14 protein-coding genes are annotated in these 19,455 nt (G+C 62.3%); 9 read left to right on the top strand and 5 right to left on the bottom strand.

Annotation, left to right across the window (positions count from 1 at the left end; translation table 11 throughout):
- The 3 genes from CRO59_RS18655 to CRO59_RS18645 all read left to right on the top strand — a co-directional run bounded on the left by CRO59_RS18655 (position 1) and on the right by CRO59_RS18645 (position 2,719).
- Positions 1–1,266, top strand: a complete 1,266-nt coding sequence (locus tag CRO59_RS18655; RefSeq protein ID WP_097089386.1) for an ABC transporter permease — start codon at positions 1–3, stop codon at positions 1,264–1,266.
- A gap of 11 nt (positions 1,267–1,277) precedes the next feature.
- Positions 1,278–1,796, top strand: coding sequence for a DUF3299 domain-containing protein (locus CRO59_RS18650; RefSeq protein ID WP_027612942.1), 519 nt, complete (start codon positions 1,278–1,280; stop codon positions 1,794–1,796).
- Positions 1,797–2,020: 224 nt separating this feature from the next.
- A complete protein-coding gene (locus CRO59_RS18645; RefSeq protein WP_027612943.1) occupies positions 2,021–2,719 on the top strand; it encodes an OmpW family protein in 699 nt (232 codons plus the stop codon).
- 183 nt (positions 2,720–2,902) lie between these two features.
- On the opposite strand, the gene CRO59_RS18640 is transcribed toward CRO59_RS18645, so the two are convergent.
- Together CRO59_RS18640 and CRO59_RS18635 are read right to left on the bottom strand one after the other, a co-directional pair.
- A complete protein-coding gene (locus CRO59_RS18640) occupies positions 2,903–3,832 on the bottom strand; it encodes an NAD-dependent epimerase/dehydratase family protein (RefSeq protein WP_097089387.1) in 930 nt (309 codons plus the stop codon).
- Positions 3,825–4,709 carry a sugar nucleotide-binding protein gene (locus CRO59_RS18635; protein WP_027612945.1) on the bottom strand — a complete coding sequence of 295 codons (885 nt, stop codon included), beginning with the start codon at positions 4,707–4,709 and terminating at the stop codon, positions 3,825–3,827. The genes CRO59_RS18640 and CRO59_RS18635 overlap by 8 nt, the downstream gene beginning before the upstream one ends.
- Before the next feature lie 297 nt (positions 4,710–5,006).
- Between CRO59_RS18635 and CRO59_RS18630 the strand changes: the two genes are divergently transcribed.
- Positions 5,007–9,440 (top strand): DEAD/DEAH box helicase, encoded by a 4,434-nt coding sequence (locus tag CRO59_RS18630; RefSeq protein WP_097089389.1) that lies wholly within the window; start codon positions 5,007–5,009, stop codon positions 9,438–9,440.
- A gap of 126 nt (positions 9,441–9,566) precedes the next feature.
- On the opposite strand, the gene CRO59_RS18625 is transcribed toward CRO59_RS18630, so the two are convergent.
- Positions 9,567–11,660: a mechanosensitive ion channel family protein gene (locus CRO59_RS18625; RefSeq protein ID WP_097089391.1), complete on the bottom strand. Its 2,094-nt coding sequence runs from the start codon at positions 11,658–11,660 to the stop codon at positions 9,567–9,569.
- 328 nt (positions 11,661–11,988) lie between these two features.
- On the opposite strand from CRO59_RS18625, the gene CRO59_RS18620 reads away from it, so the two are divergent.
- The 5 genes from CRO59_RS18620 (at position 11,989) to CRO59_RS18600 (ending at position 17,370) form a co-directional block, all read left to right on the top strand.
- Positions 11,989–13,194, top strand: a complete 1,206-nt coding sequence (locus CRO59_RS18620; protein WP_097089393.1) for an MFS transporter — start codon at positions 11,989–11,991, stop codon at positions 13,192–13,194.
- Positions 13,195–13,407: 213 nt separating this feature from the next.
- Positions 13,408–14,334 carry a DUF72 domain-containing protein gene (locus CRO59_RS18615; RefSeq protein ID WP_097089395.1) on the top strand — a complete coding sequence of 309 codons (927 nt, stop codon included), beginning with the start codon at positions 13,408–13,410 and terminating at the stop codon, positions 14,332–14,334.
- Complete coding sequence (locus CRO59_RS18610; protein WP_027612950.1) at positions 14,331–15,128, top strand: endonuclease/exonuclease/phosphatase family protein; 798 nt, start codon at positions 14,331–14,333, stop codon at positions 15,126–15,128. Before CRO59_RS18615 ends, CRO59_RS18610 begins: the two co-directional genes overlap by 4 nt.
- Positions 15,125–16,399, top strand: coding sequence for a cardiolipin synthase ClsB (gene clsB / locus CRO59_RS18605; protein WP_027612951.1), 1,275 nt, complete (start codon positions 15,125–15,127; stop codon positions 16,397–16,399). The genes CRO59_RS18610 and clsB overlap by 4 nt, the downstream gene beginning before the upstream one ends.
- Positions 16,396–17,370 carry a lysylphosphatidylglycerol synthase domain-containing protein gene (locus CRO59_RS18600; protein WP_097089397.1) on the top strand — a complete coding sequence of 325 codons (975 nt, stop codon included), beginning with the start codon at positions 16,396–16,398 and terminating at the stop codon, positions 17,368–17,370. The genes clsB and CRO59_RS18600 overlap by 4 nt, the downstream gene beginning before the upstream one ends.
- A gap of 114 nt (positions 17,371–17,484) precedes the next feature.
- Here the strand turns inward: CRO59_RS18600 and CRO59_RS18595 are convergent, their stop codons facing one another.
- Together CRO59_RS18595 and CRO59_RS18590 are read right to left on the bottom strand one after the other, a co-directional pair.
- Positions 17,485–18,243, bottom strand: a complete 759-nt coding sequence (locus tag CRO59_RS18595) for a S9 family peptidase (RefSeq protein ID WP_097089399.1) — start codon at positions 18,241–18,243, stop codon at positions 17,485–17,487.
- Positions 18,233–19,342: a DUF3182 family protein gene (locus CRO59_RS18590; protein WP_027614240.1), complete on the bottom strand. Its 1,110-nt coding sequence runs from the start codon at positions 19,340–19,342 to the stop codon at positions 18,233–18,235. Before CRO59_RS18590 ends, CRO59_RS18595 begins: the two co-directional genes overlap by 11 nt.
- Positions 19,343–19,455: the final 113 nt, after the last annotated feature.

Below are 19,455 nucleotides of genomic sequence, written 5' to 3'. Positions count from 1 at the left end.
ATGTATCTGTTTCGTCTGGCCATGGCCAGCCTGGCCAACCGCCGCTTTACCGCCCTGCTCACCGCGTTCGCCATTGCTCTGTCGGTGTGCCTGTTGCTCGCCGTCGAGCGCGTGCGCACCGAGGCCAAGGCCAGTTTCGCCAGCACCATCAGCGGCACCGACCTGATCGTCGGCGCCCGCTCCGGTTCGGTGAACCTGCTGCTGTACTCGGTGTTCCGCATCGGCAACGCCACCAACAACATCCGCTGGGACAGCTTCGAACACTTCGCCAGCAACCCGAAGGTGAAGTGGGCGATCCCGATGTCCCTCGGCGATTCACATCGCGGCTACCGGGTGATGGGCACCACCGAAGCCTATTTCGAGCACTACCAATACGGCCGCCAGCAGCATCTGGAACTGGCCGACGGCCGCGCCTTCGCTACCGATCCGTTCGAAGTAGTGCTCGGTGCCGAAGTGGCCGAGGCGCTGCATTACAAGCTCGGCGACAAACTGGTACTGGCCCACGGTGTGGCGGCTATCAGTCTGGTCAAACACGACGACAAACCGTTCACCGTGGTCGGCATTCTCAAGCGCACCGGCACGCCGGTGGACCGCACGCTGCACATCAGCCTCGGCGGCATGGAGGCGATCCACATCGACTGGCACAACGGCGTGCCGGCCCGGGGCAACGGCCGGATCACCGCAGATCAGGCACGCAACATGGACCTGACGCCACAGGCGATCACCGCGTTCATGCTCGGCCTCAACAGCAAGATTTCCACCTTTGCCCTGCAACGCGAGATCAACGAATTCCGTGGTGAGCCGATGCTGGCGATCCTGCCGGGCGTAGCCTTGCAGGAGTTGTGGAGCCTGATGAGCACGGCGGAAAAAGCGCTGTTCGTGGTCTCGCTGTTCGTGGTGCTGACCGGGTTGATCGGCATGCTCACGGCGATTCTCACCAGCCTCAACGAGCGTCGTCGCGAGATGGCGATTCTGCGTTCGGTCGGTGCGCGGCCGTGGCACATCGCGAGCCTGCTGGTGCTGGAAGCCTTTGCCCTGGCGCTGACCGGCGTAATCGCCGGACTGGCATTGCTGTACATCGGCATCGCCGCCGCGCAGGGGTATGTGCAGGCCAATTACGGTTTGTATCTGCCACTGGCGTGGCCGAGCGAGTATGAATGGACGCTGCTCGGTGGCATTCTGGCGGCCGCGCTGCTGATGGGCAGCGTGCCGGCCTGGCGCGCGTATCGCCAATCCCTGGCCGATGGCCTGTCGATCCGTTTATGAGGATGTTCACCATGCCCCGCGCCGTGCTTGCGCTGCTGTTGCTGGTTGCCCTGCCTGTGTCGGCAGCGGCGCCGAAAGACCTGACCTGGTCGGAGATGATCCCGCCGGACGCCGCGCCGGAAGTGCCGAACATGACGCCGTTGCACGACATGTCGAAGATGAGTGATGCGCTCTCGGCCGAGTCGGCGCCAGCCGCCAAGCAGGACATGCCCAACGCGCCGGTGGTGCAGAGTCTCGACGGGCAGAACATCCGCCTGCCGGGTTACATCGTGCCGCTGGAAGTCAACGAAGAGGGCCGCACCACCGATTTCCTGCTGGTGCCGTACTTCGGCGCCTGCATCCACGTGCCGCCACCGCCGTCTAACCAGATCGTGCATGTGAAAAGCGAGCTGGGCGTGAAGCTCGACGAGCTGTATCAGCCGTACTGGGTCGAGGGACCGTTGCAGGTCAAGGCGTCCACCAGCGAACTGGCCGATGCCGGGTATCAGATGGCGGCGGACAAGATTTATGTGTATGAGCTGCCGGAGTGAATCCCGGTAGTTTTTGTATTGTTTGATCCGTCCTCTTCGCGAGCAAGCCCGCTCCCACAGGTGACCGAGTTCCAAAGTGGGAGCGGGCTTGCTCGCGAAGGGACCGGCCAAGGTTCCACAAAAAACCGGGGCATCACTGTTTCATTGAGCTGAGTCAAAAGACCGTATCAGTTGGCTTCATACCATAGGACATCAGAAGCTTTTAACGTCCTTTTGGAGCCCCCATGAACAAGTCCTTGCTCAGCGCCTCGCTGTTTGCCCTCGCGCTCGCAGCCCCGCTCGCCCACGCCCACGAAGCCGGCGACATCATCGTTCGCGCCGGTGCGATCACCGTCAACCCGAAGGCCGACAGCTCCAACGTCAAGGTCGATCAGGGTCCGTTGAGCGGCACCAACCTGGGCGGCAAGGCGACCATGAGCAGCGACACCCAACTGGGTCTGAACTTCGCCTACATGCTGACCAACAACATCGGGATCGAGTTGCTGGCGGCCTCGCCGTTCGAGCATGACGTTAAAATCAAAGGCACCGCGCTGCCAGCTGCCAACGGCAAACTCGGCACCCTGAAACACCTGCCGCCCACCCTCAGCGTCGTGTACTACCCGCTGGATGCGAAATCGCCATTCCAGCCGTACATCGGTGGCGGCATCAACTACACCTGGATCTACGACGAGCACGTCGGCAGCGAAGCCCAGTCCAACGGCTTCAGCAACTTCAAGGCGAAAAACTCCTGGGGCCTGGCCTGGCAGGTCGGCGCCGACTACATGCTGACCGACAACATCATGCTCAACGCCCAGGTGCGCTACATCGACATCGATACTCGAGCCACCGTCGAGAACAACGCCGTGGCGCCGGGCACCCGTGCCAAGGTCAATGTTGATGTCGATCCGTTTGTGTACATGGTGGGTCTGGGCTACAAGTTCTAAGGCAGATTCAACCAGGAACGTTCACGTGGTGGTGAATGAGGCTTTGGGTGAGCAGGCTTAGAACTGACGACGATCACTTCTTGATCGATCGGGGATAAATCCCCTCGCCACAGGATTAGCGACAAATTCCGGCCGTGAAAAAGGCGCCTGTAAAAAGGCGCCTTTTTCATGTCTGCGGTAAACCTATTTGCCGAGCAACCGCGCCAGCCCCACACGCATCGGCGTCGGCTCTGGCAGCTTGAAGCGTTGCAGCAAACGCGCGTTATTCGCCCGCGAGTGACGGATGTCGCCGGAGCGCGCCGGGCCGTAGCTGACCGGGGGCAACTCGCCGACCACTTCCTGCAGCGCTTGCAGCATCTGCTTGAGGTTCATCGCCTGATTCCAGCCGACGTTCATCGCCCCCACTTCCACTTCAGGCTTGTCGATCGCTTGCACCAGCACGTCGACCAGATCCTCGACATAGAGGAAATCGCGGGTCTGCTCGCCATCGCCGAACACGGTGATCGGCAGGCCTTTCTGTGCCCGCTCACTGAAGATGCTGATGACCCCGGAGTACGGCGAAGAGGGATCCTGGCGCGGGCCGAAGATGTTGAAGAAGCGGAAAATTACCGGCTCCAGACCATGCTGGCGACGGTAGAAATCGAAGTAGTGCTCGCCGGCCAGTTTGTCCGAGGCATACGGGGTCAGCGGGGCTTTTGGCGTCTCTTCGTCAATCGACTCGCCTTCACCGTTGTTACCGTACACTGCTGCGCTCGAGGCGTAGAGCACGCGCTTGACCCCGGCCTGACGCATGGCTTCGCAGACATTCAGGGTGCCGATGAAATTGCTCTGGTGGGTCTTCACCGGATCGTCCACCGACGCCTGCACCGAGGCCACCGCCGCCAGATGCGCTACCGCGCTGCAGCCTTGCATGACCTGCGCGACCAGCGCGGCATCGGCGACGTCACCGACGATCAATTCGACCTGCGGGTTGTCCAGCGGCAGGTTGCTGCGTTTGCCGGTCGACAGATCATCGAGAATCCGCACCGAGTGGCCGGTGGCGAGCAACGCGTCAGTCAGGTGCGAGCCGATGAAACCGGCGCCGCCAGTGATTAAAACAGGGCCTTCAGCCATGACGATAAAACCTATCCAGTAAAGCCGGGAGTGCGGCGCGCCAGGCGCGGGGCTTGATCCCGAAAGTGTGCAGAATTTTCTTGCAGGCGAGTACCGCGTGTTGCGGTTCCTCGGCGGCGTCCGGCCGCGCGGCATGGGCCTGAGCGGTCGGCGCTTCGATTGCCAACTGATGCAGGCTGCGCGCTTCGGTCAGAATCGCCTGCCCGAGCGCCAGCGGCGTGGTCGCTTCGTGGCCGGCGTAATGGTAAGTGCCCCACAGCGGCGCCGCGCAATCGAGCTGCTTGAGCACCGAAATGATCACCCGTGCCGCGTCATCCACCGGGGTCGGATTGCCCCGGCGGTCATCGGCCATGAGCAATTCGTCCGGTTGTTCGGCGCGGGCGAGGAAGCGCCCGAGGGTGCCTTCAGGGCTGTCATCGAGCAGCCAGCCGAAGCGCAGCAACACGTGTTGCGGGCAAGTGGCGCGAACACTTTGCTCGATGCGCCACAGCGCCTGACCGCGCAGGCCCAACGGCACCGGCTCGTCTTTTTCGCTGTAGGCGGTCGCCCGCGAACCGTCGAACACCCGATAGCTGGAAGGCTGCACGAGGATGATGTTGTGGTGCTGGCACAGCTCGGCCAGCCGCTCGATGGCGCGTTCTTGCCCGGCCAAACGGCTTTCGCTGACGGTCTCGGCCTGGAACCAGTCGAAATAGTAGGCGAGGTTGATCAACGCATCCGGACGGGTATCGTCGAGCAGTTGCGTCAGGCTCGCGGCATCCCAGCCGTCTTCTGGCGGGCGGGGGGCGAGGAAACCGATGTCTTCTTCCGCACCGAGGCGAATCAGCGCCTGCCCAAGGGCATTTCCGCCGCCCAGTAACATAAGGCGCATTCGCATAGAGTCAGCAGGCCCAGTCTGATTGGAACGATGGCTTTAGCGACGGTACTTGTGACACCCGTCGTCGATAATTGCCGGAATCGTTGCATTTTGCGGGTTTAGTGCGCAACCGTCACCCGTAAAGTGTAGATCCCTGGCATTTGTGGCGTTGCAGCAGGCCTCTTCGCGAGCAAGCCCACTCCCACAGGGGAATGTGGTCAACTGTGGGAGCGGGCTTGCTCGCGAAGAGGCCCGGCCAAACGCTGAAGATCCCAGCGGTACTTGCATCTTGCCGCCCCCACCCGCATAACTTGAGCCATGAATCTGCCCATCCTCAAGGACGCCGCCCTGGCAGGCTTTCACCCCGCCGTCAGCGCCTGGTTCAGCAGCACCTTCCCGACGGTCACCGCCGCCCAGGCCCGCGCATGGCCGTTGATCCGCCAGCGCCGCTCGACACTGATCGCCGCGCCCACCGGCTCCGGCAAAACCCTCACCGCCTTCCTCGCGGTGCTCGACGATCTCGTCCACCGGGGTCTGGAAAACCCCGACGGCCTGCCCGACGAAACCCTGGTGGTCTACGTTTCGCCGCTCAAGGCGTTGTCCAACGACATCCGCATCAACCTGCAGAACCCGCTGGCGGGAATCACCGAGCAGTTGCGCCAGACGGGCCTGCCCGAACTGCAGATCACCACGGCGGTGCGCACCGGCGACACCCCGCAAAAAGACCGCGTCGCCATGCGCAAAAGTGCGCCGCACATCTTGGTGACCACTCCGGAATCGCTGTACGTGCTGCTCGGCTCCGAGTCCGGGCGCAAAATGCTCGGCAGCACGCGCACGGTGATCATCGACGAGATCCACGCCATCGCTGCTGGCAAACGCGGCAGTCATCTGGCGCTGAGCCTCGAACGCCTGCAGGCGCTGTGTGCCGAACCCTTGACCCGCATCGGCTTGTCCGCCACGCAAAAGCCGATCGATGCCGTGGCACGGTTTCTGGTAGGCACCGATCGCCCCTGCGAAATCATCGACATCGGCCACGCCCGGCCACGGGATCTGGGCATCGAGGTGCCGCCGGTGCCGTTGTCGGCAGTGATGGCTAACGACGTCTGGGAACTGGTTTATGACCGGCTCGCCGAACTGGCCCGCGAACACCGCACCACGCTGATTTTCGTCAACACCCGGCGCCTGGCCGAACGCCTTAGCCGACACCTCAGCGAACGGCTGGGCAAACACGCGGTGGCCGCGCATCACGGCAGCCTGGCCAAAGAATTCCGCCTCGACGCCGAACAGCGGCTCAAGCGTGGCGAACTGCAAGTGCTGATCGCCACGGCTTCGCTGGAATTGGGCATCGATATCGGCGAAGTCGATCTGGTCTGTCAGATCGCCTCGCCGCGCTCGATTGCCGGGTTTCTGCAAAGAGTCGGGCGCTCCGGGCACCAGGTCGGCGGTACGCCCAAAGGCCGCTTGTTCGCCACTACTCGCGACGACCTGATCGAGTGCGCCGCCCTGCTCGACTGCGTGCGCCGTGGCGAACTCGACACCCTGCACATCCCCCAAGCGCCGCTGGATGTGCTGGCGCAGCAGATCATCGCCGAAGTCAGTTGCCGGGAATGGGCGGAAGACGCGCTGCTGGCGCTGTTTCGCAAAGCCTCGCCCTACCGCGATCTCGACGAAAAACACTATCAGGCGCTGCTGACCATGCTCGCCGAAGGCTACAACGGTCGTCAGGGCATCCGCAGCGCCTACCTGCACCGCGATGCGGTCAGCCGCACCCTGCGTGGCCGCCGTGGCGCGCAACTGACCGCCGTGACCAGCGGCGGCACCATCCCCGACAACGCCGATTACAGCGTGATGCTTGAGCCACAAGGCCTGAACATCGGCAGCGTCAACGAAGACTTTGCCGTGGAAAGTATCGCGGGTGATGTGTTCCAGCTCGGCAACACCTCCTACCGAATCCTGCGGGTTGAAACCGGCAAGGTGCGGGTCGAGGATGCTCAGGGCCAGCCGCCGACCATTCCGTTCTGGCTCGGCGAAGCCCCGGGGCGCAGCGATGAATTGTCTGCGGCGGTGGCGCGGCTGCAAGCGACTCTCGACCTGTTGCTCGGCGCCAGCCCCGGCGATCTGCAACCGGCGCTCGTTTGGCTGACCGCAACCCTCGGCCTGAACCGCGCCAGCGCCGAACAACTGGTGGACTATCTCGCCCGCGCTCGCCTGACCCTCGGCGCCCTGCCCTCGCAGGACACGCTGTTGATGGAACGGTTTTTCGACGAGTCCGGCGGCACCCAGTTGATCATCCATTCACCGTTCGGCAGCCGCATCAACCGCGCCTGGGGCCTGGCCCTGCGCAAGCGTTTCTGCCGCACCTTCAACTTCGAGTTGCAGGCTGCCGCCAGCGAGGATGCGATCGTGTTGTCGCTGTCCACCAGTCACAGTTTCGAACTGGATGATGTCTGGCGGTACCTGCACAGCAACAGCGCCGAGCACATCCTGATTCAGGCAATTCTCGACGCGCCGTTGTTCGGCGTGCGCTGGCGCTGGAATGCCGGGGTCGCGCTGGCGTTGCCGCGTTTTACCGGGGGGCGCAAAGTCGCGCCGCAGCTGCAGCGGATGAAAAGCGAAGACCTGATTGCCAGCGTGTTCCCCGATCAGATTGCCTGCCTGGAAAACCTCGCCGGCGAGCGGGAAGTCCCTGAACATCCGCTGGTGGAACAAACCCTCGACGACTGCCTGCACGAGGCCATGGACAGCGACGGCTGGCTCAACCTGCTGCGGCGCATGGAGCGCGGCGAGGTGCGATTGATCAGCCGCGATCTGCCGGCACCGTCACCGCTGGCGGCAGAAATTCTCAGCGCGCGGCCGTACAGCTTTCTCGACGATGCGCCGCTGGAAGAACGCCGCACCCAAGCGGTGATCAACCGGCGCTGGAGCGATCCGCAGTCCACTGATGATCTCGGTGCGCTGGACGCAGACGCCATTAACGCGGTACGTGAAGAAGCGTGGCCGACGCCGGCCAACGTCGATGAAATGCACGAGGCGCTGATGAGCCTTGCCTGCATCAGCGACCTTGAAGTTCAGGCTGGCGAACACTGGCGCGAATGGCTTGACGCGCTGACTGCGAGCGGTCGCGCCTGCCGCTTGGCCGTTCCGCCAGTAACGGCAAAAGAAAAGCTTCGCGAGCAGGCTCGCTCCCACATTCAACCGCGTTCCGCCAGTTGGAACACTGTCAACTGTGGGAGCGAGCCTGCTCGCGAAGACGGCCTCACAGTCACTACACATCCACAGCCTGGCTCGTTGTGGCTGGCGCGAGAACGCCTGACCTGCCTGTTGGCGCTTTATCCACAGGCCACGCTGCAACCGCAGCAAGAGGCCTTGCCCGGTTTCAACGAACCTTGGACGTTAGAGGAAGCGCTGGTCGAAGTGCTCCGCGCGCGACTGGGCGCATTTGGCCCGCTGCCGTTAGCCGCCATTGCCGAACCACTCGCGTTGCCGATACCGCAGGTCAATCAGGCCCTCGCGCAACTGGAGCGCGAAGGCTACGTGCTGCGCGGTAAATTCACCCCGGGCGCGACGGTTGAGGAATGGTGCGAACGGCATCTGCTGGCGCGCATTCATCGCTACACGGTCAAGCGTTTGCGCCGGGAAATCGAGCCGGTGGCGTTGCAGGATTTCATGCGTTTTCTGTTCGACTGGCAGCATCTGTCCTCCGCTACGCGCGCTCAGGGCAGCGCGGTGTTGCCGGCGATTGTCGGCCAGTTTGAAGGTTACCCGGCAGCGGCTTCGGCGTGGGACAGCGACATTCTCCCGGCACGCCTGAAGGACTATTCGCCGAGCTGGCTGGATGACCTGTGTCGCAACGGCAAACTGGTGTGGACGCGGCTCAGTGCCCGACAGAAAGTCAGCGGCACGGCGTTGCGCAGTACGCCGATTGTGCTGTTGCCGCGCAGTCAGGTCGGGTTGTGGAGTGCGCTGGCCGAGCAAACGCCGGTCAGCGAACTGTCAGCGAAAACGCAAAAGGTCTACGAGACGCTGAGTCAGCACGGCGCGTTGTTTTTCGATGAGTTGATCCACGAGGCGCACCTGCTGCGCACCGAGCTGGAAATCGCCTTGCAGGAACTGGTCGGTGCCGGCCTGGTGAACGCCGACAGCTTCGCCGGTTTGCGCGCCCTGATCACCCCGGCGAGCAAGCGCCAGCAACGCAGCAGTCGACGCGGGCGCGGGGCGTTTGTCGGTGGCATGGACGATGCCGGGCGCTGGGCGTTGTTGCGGCGCGGGCCGCTCATGGAGAACAGCCAGAGCGCTTCGCCGGAAACCCTCGAACATGTCGCCATGACCTTGCTGCGCCGCTACGGCGTGGTGTTCTGGCGTCTGCTGGAGCGCGAGGCGGATTGGCTGCCGAGCTGGCGCGAATTGCTGCGCACATTTCATCGGCTGGAGGCCCGTGGCGAGATTCGCGGCGGGCGGTTTGTCAGTGGGCTGGCGGGGGAACAGTTTGCCTTGCCGGAGGCGATTCCTTTGCTGCGGGAGGTTCGGCGGCGGGAGCATGACGGCAGCTTGATCGCGGTGTGCGGGGTGGATCCATTGAACCTGGCGGGGACATTGTTGCCGGGGGCAAAAGTGCCGGCGTTGGCGAGTAATCGGCTGGTATATCGCGATGGGGTGCCGGTTGCTGCCGAGATTGCTGGCAAGCAGGTTTTCTGGGCTGAGCTGGATCAGATCACCATGGAACAGGTGCGCAGCAAGCTGATCCGGCATTGATGTCGACAGTTCCGGCCCTTTCGCGAGCAAGCCCGCTCCCACCGGGGATCTGCGGCGTTCACAAATCCAATGTGGGAGCGGGCTTGCCCGCGAAGAGGCCGGCAATCCCAGCACAAAATCCGGCGGTCAGGTACTCGACTTCTGCGGCACCTCGCTCGCCACCAAATCCCCCTCACCCTGCCGTTTGGGCAACAAAACCTGCTGTGGATAAGTCTGCGCGAAATGCACGTCGGGACTGTTATCCACAAGCTTTTTCAAACGCTGGTTGAACGCCCGGCTCACTGCGTATTGCCCACCCGATACGGTACGGAACTGCGCCGTCAGCACCACGCCGTTCAGGTCCATCCGGTCCACCCCGAACACATCCAGCGGCCCTTGCAGGTTGTACTTGAGGAACGGGTCTTCGCGGATCGAATCACCGGTCTCGCGGATCAGCTCGATGGCCTTGTCGACGTCGGTGTCGTAGGTGAACTGCACCGAGAAAAATGCATAGGCGAACTGGCGTGATTGGTTGGTCACTGCCTTGATCTGGCCGAACGGCACCGAGTGCACAAACCCCTTGCCGTCACGCAGGCGCAGGGTGCGGATGGTCAGGCCTTCGACGGTGCCGGCGTGCCCGGAATCGAGCACCACCCAGTCGCCGATCGACAGGGTGTCCTCGATGATGATGAACAGCCCGGTGATCACGTCCTGCACCAGTTGCTGCGAACCGAAACCGATCGCCAGACCGACCACCCCGGCACCGGCCAACAGTGGCGCAACGTTGATGCCGAGGTTGGCCATGGTGGTAATCGCGCAGATCACCACCAGGATGATTTTGATCGCGTTGCGCAGCAGCGGCAGGATGGTTTTCACCCGGGTGCTGGGCTGGCGCGACGAGCGTTTGCTCACCGGTGGTTTCAACGCTTCCTGAATCGCCGTGTCGAGCACCACCCACAACAGCCACGTGACGAGGAAGATCAGGCCGATGCTGCTCAACGCATTACTGATCGCCCGGCCGATCGTGCTGCTCTGGGCGAAATCGAGCAGTGAAACGCCCCAGATCCGCCCGAGAATATCGATGAAGGCAATCGCAATAACGATCCGCAGCAACGCGTGCAACAGGCTGAGAAAGCGTTCCTTGTAGGCACTGCTGCGCTGGAGCGCTTCGGCTTTTCGCGACTTGAACAGGTGCTGGAGGATGGTGCTGAGGAACACCGTGCCGATCAGCAGCACGGTGGTGAACAGCGCACAACGCAGGGCCTTTTGATTGTCCTCACCGATGCCGATCAGATTCACCGCCGAAACCAGCACCATCAGCACGATGGGCCAGTACCAGAGCCCGGAAAAAATCCGCAGCGACTCCTGCAGTGAGGGCTGTTTCAGACGTTGCGCCAGTGGCCGATTACGGATCAGGTGCGCCACCGGCCGACGCAGGCGAATCACCAACAGACCGAAGATGATCGAGGCTATCAACCCAGTGAACACCGCGACGCTGCTGGTGATGTTGCCACCCAACTGACGGGCGATCTGTGGGCTGGTCAACGCATCACTGAGGGCGGCGAGAAAGCCAATCAGGAACAGCGGCTTCGGGCAGTAGTCGCGGATGATCCGCGCGGCCGGCCGTTTGTGGCCGACGTTGAACATCACCACCACGCACAACAGCATCGAGGTGGAGAAAATCCCGCTGCTGGTGGCATACGCCAGACACAACGCCAGCGCCCGACCCACCGAGGCTTGCAGAAAGTGGCTGACGTACAGCGTCAACGGCAGGCAGATCAGCGCCGGCACGGTGTACGGCAGCAGGTAACCCGCCAGATCCTGACTGCGTTGGCGGGTACGCAGCCAACGGCCCTGACTCAGCCGCTTGGCCAGCAGGCTGCCGAGCACCGTAAGCAACGCGAAGGCGCCAAGCCACACGCCGGACAGCATCAGGAAATCTCCGGCGACGCTCCAGCCGGATCGGTTCGACGGCTGGTTGACCAGTTTGTCGACTTCGTCCGCCGCACGGTCGGCACGCAGACGCCAGGCGTCGACCAGATGCTCGTTGAGATCGAGTTTGTCCTGCACGTCGTCGATGCTCGAACTGATTGCGCCGAGCAGACCGCCCTGCACAATCGGCTCGGGTTTGGCCGGTTCTTCAGCAGCGGCCGGAACACCCGGCAACGTGGCGGCTTCGAGTTCGCTGGCGCCGAGAAACAGCAGCGCTCCCAGCAAAATGGCGATCCTGAACTTGATCAAAACTCCGATCCCTCTTGGCTGAACCTGTAAGGAACTGATCGGTGAATGGCGGACAAGTTCGGTTTTTGGGTCAATGACCTTCCCCCTGTGGTGAGGGGATTCATCCCCGATCGGCTGCGCAGCAGTCGTAGACATCTGCTTTCACACCCTTTGGAACCGTTTGGGGTTGCTTCGCAACCCATCGGGGATAAATCCCCTCACCACAGAATTCACAGCACTCCGTGGATATTTGCGCCAGCAGCAAATATCAAATGCCCAACCCTGTATTTTTCCGCACAACCCAAACTCCGACACTGCGCTCCATTCAAACCTCTACCGGAGTGCTGTCATGCCCATTGCCTTGCTCGCGCTGACTCTCAGCGCATTCGCCATCGGGACGACCGAGTTCGTCATCGTTGGCCTGTTGCCCACCATCGGCGCCGATCTCGGCGTCAGCCTGCCGTCCGCCGGGCTGCTGGTCAGTCTGTATGCACTGGGCGTTGCCATTGGCGCGCCGGTGCTGACCGCCCTCACCGGCAAAGTCCCGCGCAAACTGTTGCTGCTGTCGCTGATGGTGCTGTTCACCCTCGGCAACCTGCTGGCGTGGATGGCGCCGGGTTATGAATCGCTGGTGCTGGCGCGGATCGTCACCGGTCTGGCCCACGGGGTGTTCTTCTCTATCGGCTCGACCATCGCCACCAGCCTGGTGCCCAAGGAAAAAGCTGCCAGCGCGATTGCCATAATGTTCACCGGCCTCACTGTGGCGTTGGTCACCGGCGTGCCGCTGGGCACGTTCATCGGTCAGCATTTCGGCTGGCGCGAAACCTTCCTCGCCGTCTCGGCGTTGGGTGTGATCGCCTTCATTGGCAGCCTGCTGTATGTGCCGAACAACATCGCCCACAGCAAACCGGCGTCCTTGCTGCAGCAACTGCAAGTGCTGAAACAACCGCGTCTGCTGCTGGTGTACGCCATGACCGCGATCGGTTACGGCGGCTCGTTCATCGCCTTCACCTTCCTCGCGCCGATCCTGCAGGACCTCTCCGGTTTCAGCGCCGGCACCGTCAGCCTGGTGTTGCTGGTGTACGGCGTGTCGGTGGCGGTCGGCAATATCTGGGGCGGCAAACTGGCGGACAAGCGCGGGCCGATCAGCGCCCTGAAAATCATCTTCGCCCTGCTGGCGGCGGTGCTGTTCGTACTGACCTTCGCCGCCGCCAATCCATGGCTGGCGCTGGCCACGGTGCTGGTGTGGGGCGCGGTGGCGTTTGGCAACGTGCCGGGGTTGCAGGTGTATGTGGTGCGTCAGGCTGAACATCACACACCGCGGGCAGTGGACGTGGCATCCGGGCTGAACATTGCTGCGTTCAACCTCGGGATTGCCGGTGGGGCGTGGGGCGGCGGATTGATCGTCGAACATCTGGGCCTGATTCATACGGCGTGGATCGGTGGTCTGGTGGTGCTGGTGGCGCTGGCACTCACCGCATGGAGCGGTCGACTGGATCGGCTCGGTCCGGCCTATGCCGAACCGGCTCAAGGCCGAGTATTCACGGGCCACTGAGTAACCCTGTGGGAGGGGGCTTGCTCCCGAAGTCGGTGTATCAGTCGCCATTGATGTTGACTGAACGACCGCCTTCGGGAGCAAGCCCCCTCCCACATTAGCTTTGTGTTGCTCTCAGGGATGTACCGTCCGTAACGCCACCGAAACTTTCCCGAACCGCCCGCAGTCATCAACAGACACAGGCTGTACGAGGACTGACAACGGGAGGGCGGCATGGCAACGATTCACATCGGTATTTCCGGCTGGCGCTACGCTCCGTGGCGCGGGGATTTCTACCCGAAAGGACTGACGCAGAAGCGCGAATTACAGTTCGCTTCGCGGGCGGTCAACAGCATCGAAATCAATGGATCGTTCTACGCCCTGCAACGGCCCGAACGTTATGCCCAGTGGTACAGCGAAACGCCGGACGACTTCGTGTTCAGCGTCAAGGCGCCGCGCTTCATCACCCACGTCCGGCGCTTGCGCGAGATCGAAAAGCCGCTGGCGAATTTCTTCGCCTCCGGGGTGTTGGAGCTCAAGGAAAAGCTCGGGCCGATCCTCTGGCAGTTTCCGCCGAACTTCAAATTCGACCCCGAGCGTTTCGAGCACTTTCTCGCTCAATTACCCCACGACACTGAAACGGCCGCCGCTCTCGCCCGCCAGCACGATTCACATCTGCACGGCCACGCCAGCCTCAAAGCCTGGCGCAAAAAACCGCTGCGTCATGCGGTGGAGATCCGCAACGACACCTTCATCGACCCCGACTTTGTGCGGCTGTTGAAACGCTACAACACCGCTCTGGTGATCGCCGACACCGCCGGCAAATGGCCGTACCGCGAAGACCTCACCAGCGATTTCGTCTACCTGCGCCTGCACGGCGCCGAAGAGCTGTACGCCAGCGGCTACACCGACGCCGCGTTGAACAAATGGGCTGAACGCATCGACGCCTGGCATCACGGCCGGCAACCGGGCGATGCGCATCTGATCGCGCCGCGCCTCAAGCCGCGGGCGCGCAAATCCCGCGAAGTGTTCTGCTATTTCGACAACGACATCAAAGTCCGCGCGCCCTACGACGCGCGCAGCTTGCTCCACCGATTCGAGCTGGATAAAACGCTCGCCACCACCCCCGGTGAACCGGCTGCCGAAGGGGTGCTGGCATGAGTATTCCAGAGCCGGTCGGGTTCACCGACGAGCAGACCAGCGTCGAAGTGTCGGTGCGTCGTTTCACCGTGCTGACGGTCAACACCCACAAGGGTTTCACTGCGCTCAACCGACGTTTCATCCTCCCGGAGTTGCGCGAAGCGGTGCGCAGCGTGGCCGCCGACGTGGTGTTTCTGCAGGAAGTCCACGGCACCCACGAACATCATCCCAAGCGCTACAGCAACTGGCCGACGATGCCGCAATACGAGTTCCTCGCCGACAGCCTGTGGCCGCAGTTCGCCTACGGGCGCAACGCGGTGTACCCGGAGGGCGATCACGGCAATGCGTTGCTGTCGAAATTCCAGATCATCCGCCACGACAACCTCGACGTGTCGATCAGCGGCCACGAGAACCGCGGGCTGCTGCATTGCGTGCTGCGCCTGCCCGGCGATGGCGTCGAAGTGCATGCGATCTGCGTGCATCTGGGTCTGCGCGAAAGCCATCGTAATGCGCAATTGAAACTGCTCGGCGAGCGTCTGGCGGAGCTGCCGGATAACGCGCCGGTGATCGTCGCCGGTGACTTCAACGACTGGCGCCAGCGCGCCGACGCGTTGCTTGAACCCTGCGGCCTGCGCGAGGTGTTCGCCGAGCACCACGGCAAACCGGCGCGCAGCTTTCCGGCGCGTCTGCCAACCCTGCGCCTGGACCGCATCTACGTGCGCAACCTCAAGGCCAGCCAACCGAAAGTCCTGGCCAACCGGCCCTGGTCACACCTTTCCGACCACGTCCCGTTATCGGTGGAGATCGAACTATGAGCAGCGCACCGCTGGAGAAATCCGCCGTGGAACCGATCAGCATCAACCCGCCGGTGCGCGAGCCCGGGCATGTCGACGTCGAGTACGGCTGGCAGGGCAATAACCGCGTCGAGTTGCTGGAAAACGGCGAGGAGTATTTCCCCCGGGTGTTCGACGCCATGCGTGCGGCGAAGAGTGAAATTCTGCTGGAGACCTTCATCGTTTTCGAAGACAAGGTCGGTGCAGAGTTGCAGCAGATCCTGATCGACGCCGCGCGGCGTGGCGTGCGCACCACTGTCAGCCTCGACGGTTTTGGTTGCGGCGAGTTGACCACCGGTTATCTCGCCGCACTGAGCGAAGCGGGCGTGCATCTGCAAATGTTTGACCCGGCGCCCAAGCACCTGGGCATTCGCACCAACTGGTTCCGCCGCCTGCACCGCAAGATTGTGGTGGTCGACGGACTGATCGCGTTCATTGGCGGGATCAACTTTTCCGGCGATCACCTAGCCGATTTCGGCCCCGAGGCGAAACAGGATTATGCGGTGCAGATTCAGGGGCCGGCGGTCGCTGACATCCATCACTTCGCCCTGCTGCAAAGTGGTCGTCCGGGACGCGCACGGTTCTGGTGGCAGCGCCGGCGTCAGCGCCGGGCGGACATGGCTTTCAACGATCACGACGGACAGGTACGTCTGGTGTTTCGCGACAACGATCAGCATCACACCGACATCGAAGATGTGTACTTGCACGCATTGCGCCGGGCCAAACGCCGGGTGGTGATCGCCAACGCCTATTTCTTCCCCGGCTACCGCCTGCTGCGCGAGATCCGCAACGCCGCGCGCCGCGGCGTCGAGGTGCGGCTGATCCTGCAAGGTCAACCGGACATGCTGGTGGCCAAACTGGCGGCGCGCATGACCTACGACTACCTGCTCAAGGCCGGCGTGCAGATCCACGAATATTGCCAGCGCCCGCTGCACGGCAAAGTCGCGTTGGTGGATGAGGAATGGAGCACTGTTGGCTCGAGCAATCTCGACCCGCTGAGCCTGTCGCTGAACCTGGAAGCCAACGTGCTGATCCGCGATCGCGCGTTCAATCAGCATTTGTTTCAGCGCCTCGAAGACCTGAGCCAGAACCACTGCAAGGCCATGGACGCCAGCATGTCCCCGCGAGGACGGATCTGGCACATGACCGTAGGGTTTCTGGTGTTTCACTTCCTGCGGCATTTCCCGTCAATGGCCGGTTGGTTGCCGGCGCACAAACCGCGGCTCAAGCCGTTTCGGGGGCGCACCTCATGAGCCATTCCCACGCACAGTCTGCGCCCGCCACTCACTCTCGATGGAGTCGCTGGAAACGCCCACTGACGTTGCTGTTCTTCCTCGCGCTGATCGTGTTGCTGACGATGTTCGCCACCCGTATCGAATGGGCGGAAGTTCTGCAAACCCTGGCTGACTTCAAGGTGCGCACGCTGATCATCGCCGCCAGCCTGACCCTGCTGAGCTTTCTCACCTACGCCAGTTTCGACCTGATCGGCCGCACCTACATTCGCCAGGACCTGACCTGGAAACAGATCCTCCCGGTGGGGATCATCAGTTATGCGTTCAACCTCAATCTCAGTGCCTGGGTCGGCGGAATCGCCATGCGCTATCGGCTGTATTCGCGCTTGGGGGTGAGCAAAAGCAACATTGCCAAGATTCTCGGTCTGAGCCTGGCCACCAACTGGTTCGGTTACATGACGATTGCCGGCGTGGTGTTCAGCAGCGGCCTGGTGAGCATGCCGCCGGGCTGGAAAATCAGTAGTGGCGCATTGCAGGGCATCGGTGTGTTGCTGTTGCTGGTGAGTGCCGGTTACCTCGCCGCTTGCCAGTTTTCCAAGCGCCGCGAATGGTCGATTCGCGGGGTGGAAATCAACCTGCCATCCCTGCGCATGGCCGTCCTGCAATTGCTGCTCGGTGCATTGAACTGGTCGCTGATGGCGGCGGTGATTTTCACTCTGCTGCCGAGCAAACTGGATTATCCGTTGGTGCTCGGCGTGCTGTTGATCAGCGCGATTGCCGGAGTCATCACGCACATTCCGGCGGGGCTCGGGGTGCTGGAAGCGGTGTTCGTCGCGCTGCTGCAGCACGAGGCTTCGCGGGGCAGTCTGGTGGCGGGGTTGCTGGCGTATCGGGCGATTTATTTTCTTTTGCCGTTGTTAATTACGGTGGTGATGTATTTGCTGGTCGAGGCCAAGGCGAAGGCGTTGCGGATCGAGAAGACGCCGTCCTGAGTTTGTGGTTATGGCTGATGGCCCCTTCGCGAGCAAGCCCGCTCCCACAGGTAGAACGCATTCCAAATGTGGGAGCGGGCTTGCTCGCGAAGGCGTCCGAAGAGACACCACAAATCATGTGGACTGAATAATGCTCAACCGCTCACCGACAACCATTTCGGTAATCCAGTCCACCAGAATCGAAGTATAGGCCTGCTGCGAAACCGGCTCGCTCAAGGCATGGTCGGCGCCGTCGATGATCCGGTGCGTCAGCGAATGCGTCTGCTGACAGGCGGCACGGTAGCTCATGATCGTCGCGTGGGGCACGTAGTCGTCGGTTTCCGATTCCACCAGCAGCACATCCCCGGTGAACTGTGAACAGGCGTGCAATGCACGGTTGCTGTCTGCACGGACCAACATCGCCCGGTAGTCGCGCAGGTCGGCCTTGTCCAGTTCACGCTTGGGCGTGTGCCATTGCTCGTCGCGATACAGCGCCGGTACCCGCAGCGCCAGCCAGCGCACCGGACGCAACGAGGTGAGGATCGAAGCCAGGTAACCGCCATAACTGGTGCCAACCACCGCAATCGCCGAGGTGTCGAGCGCGGGATGCGCCAGCAGGCGGTCGTAAGCTGCGAGCAGGTCACGCAGGTTGTCTTCGCGCGTCACCCGCGTCAGCGGAATGCCCGTGCCACCGGTGTGGCCGCGCAGGTCGAAGGTCAGGCATACACAACCGAGACCGGCGATGCCCTTGGCGCGTTCAAGATCACGCTCCTGGCTACCGCCCCAACCGTGCACAAACAACACGCCGGGGACTTTCGATTTTGGACTGAGAAACGTCCCGCTCATCTGTTCATCATCAATGTCGATCTGAATGCTTTCGCTTCTAGCCGTCATAAGATTTGACCGTTACGTATTTGAGAAGGAAGTCGCTGTTCTCCGCTGGCCCGCGATAGATTTCGATGGCGTCCGCCGGCAGGCTTTGATCGCTATAGGTTTCTACGGTCGACACGCGGATCGCGGGCATCTGCGGATCATTGACGAAGCTTTGCAACGCGGCCAATTCAGCGCTGCTGGCACCGCCCATGCGCCAGGATTGTTCGAGCACCCCGCTGCGGGGTTTGCCATTGCTGTCCAGGCCTTGGGCAATGTCGTAGTTGCGCCGCGAGGCGTAGAAATCTGGATAAGCCTCATCCGCCGCCCGGTCGAAAATCTGCGCCTGCTTGATGGCCAGTCGCACGTCATCCGGCAAGTCCAGCGCCAGCAGATCTTCGTAGCCGCCCTGCACTACCAACAGATTCGAACCACCATAGACGTCTTCGCCATGGGCATCCTTGGTCAAGTATTGATCACCGCAGTAGCTAAGCACTTTGTCGCCGATGAATGACTGGCCAACGCTGTGGGTGAAGACCTTGCTCAAGTCCTGTTCGAGCACCACGCCATCGCGAAACAACGCTTCCGCTTCTGCACGGGCCAGTACTTCATCGAACGCGTCGAGGCTGTTGATAACTTCCTGGCCACGACCGGCACAGGCGTGAATCGGCTTCAGGCGGATCGGTCCGCTGTACAGCAGATGCTCGGCAGCGGGTCGCGCATCTTCCACGGCAAACACCGTCAAGCCGTCGAGCACCACATCGCGAACGCGCTCGGAGAATTGCGGCGCCCAGCCTTGTGGCGCGTGAGCCAGATGACTGCGCAAGCCGTGGCTGATGGCTTTGGTGCAAATGAAATCGTGTTCGACGTACCCGCCCCACAAATCGCCGGGACCCCTGATCCCCAGATTACGCGCGCTGGCCGGGCCAACAATGGTCTGGGTCGGCAGCCAATACAAATCGCGACCGCGATGCTTCTGCGGGTCAAAGCTTCCGCCGAAGCTGAGCCCCAGAATCTGCGCCAGCCAGCGGGCAAGTGCCTTGTTGGTCTGCACTTCATGTTGCGGCGCCCCGGCCCGAACCGAATGGGCGACGACCACTTTCCTGCTCGACATCGGGGTCATGCGTCCCCCTTCAAGCCAATTGATGAATGTAATGAGAGAAGTGCAGAGATCAGGCCAATCGCCTGGCGCCGGGAATGCCCAATGATTCAATCGCTTGGAACAAGCATGGTGGC

Source organism: Pseudomonas sp. LAMO17WK12:I5 (assembly GCF_900215165.1).
GTDB classification, from domain to species: domain Bacteria; phylum Pseudomonadota; class Gammaproteobacteria; order Pseudomonadales; family Pseudomonadaceae; genus Aquipseudomonas; species Aquipseudomonas putida_A.
Note: the sequence above shows the minus strand (reverse complement) of the source record. Positions and strands in the feature narration are given on the sequence as shown.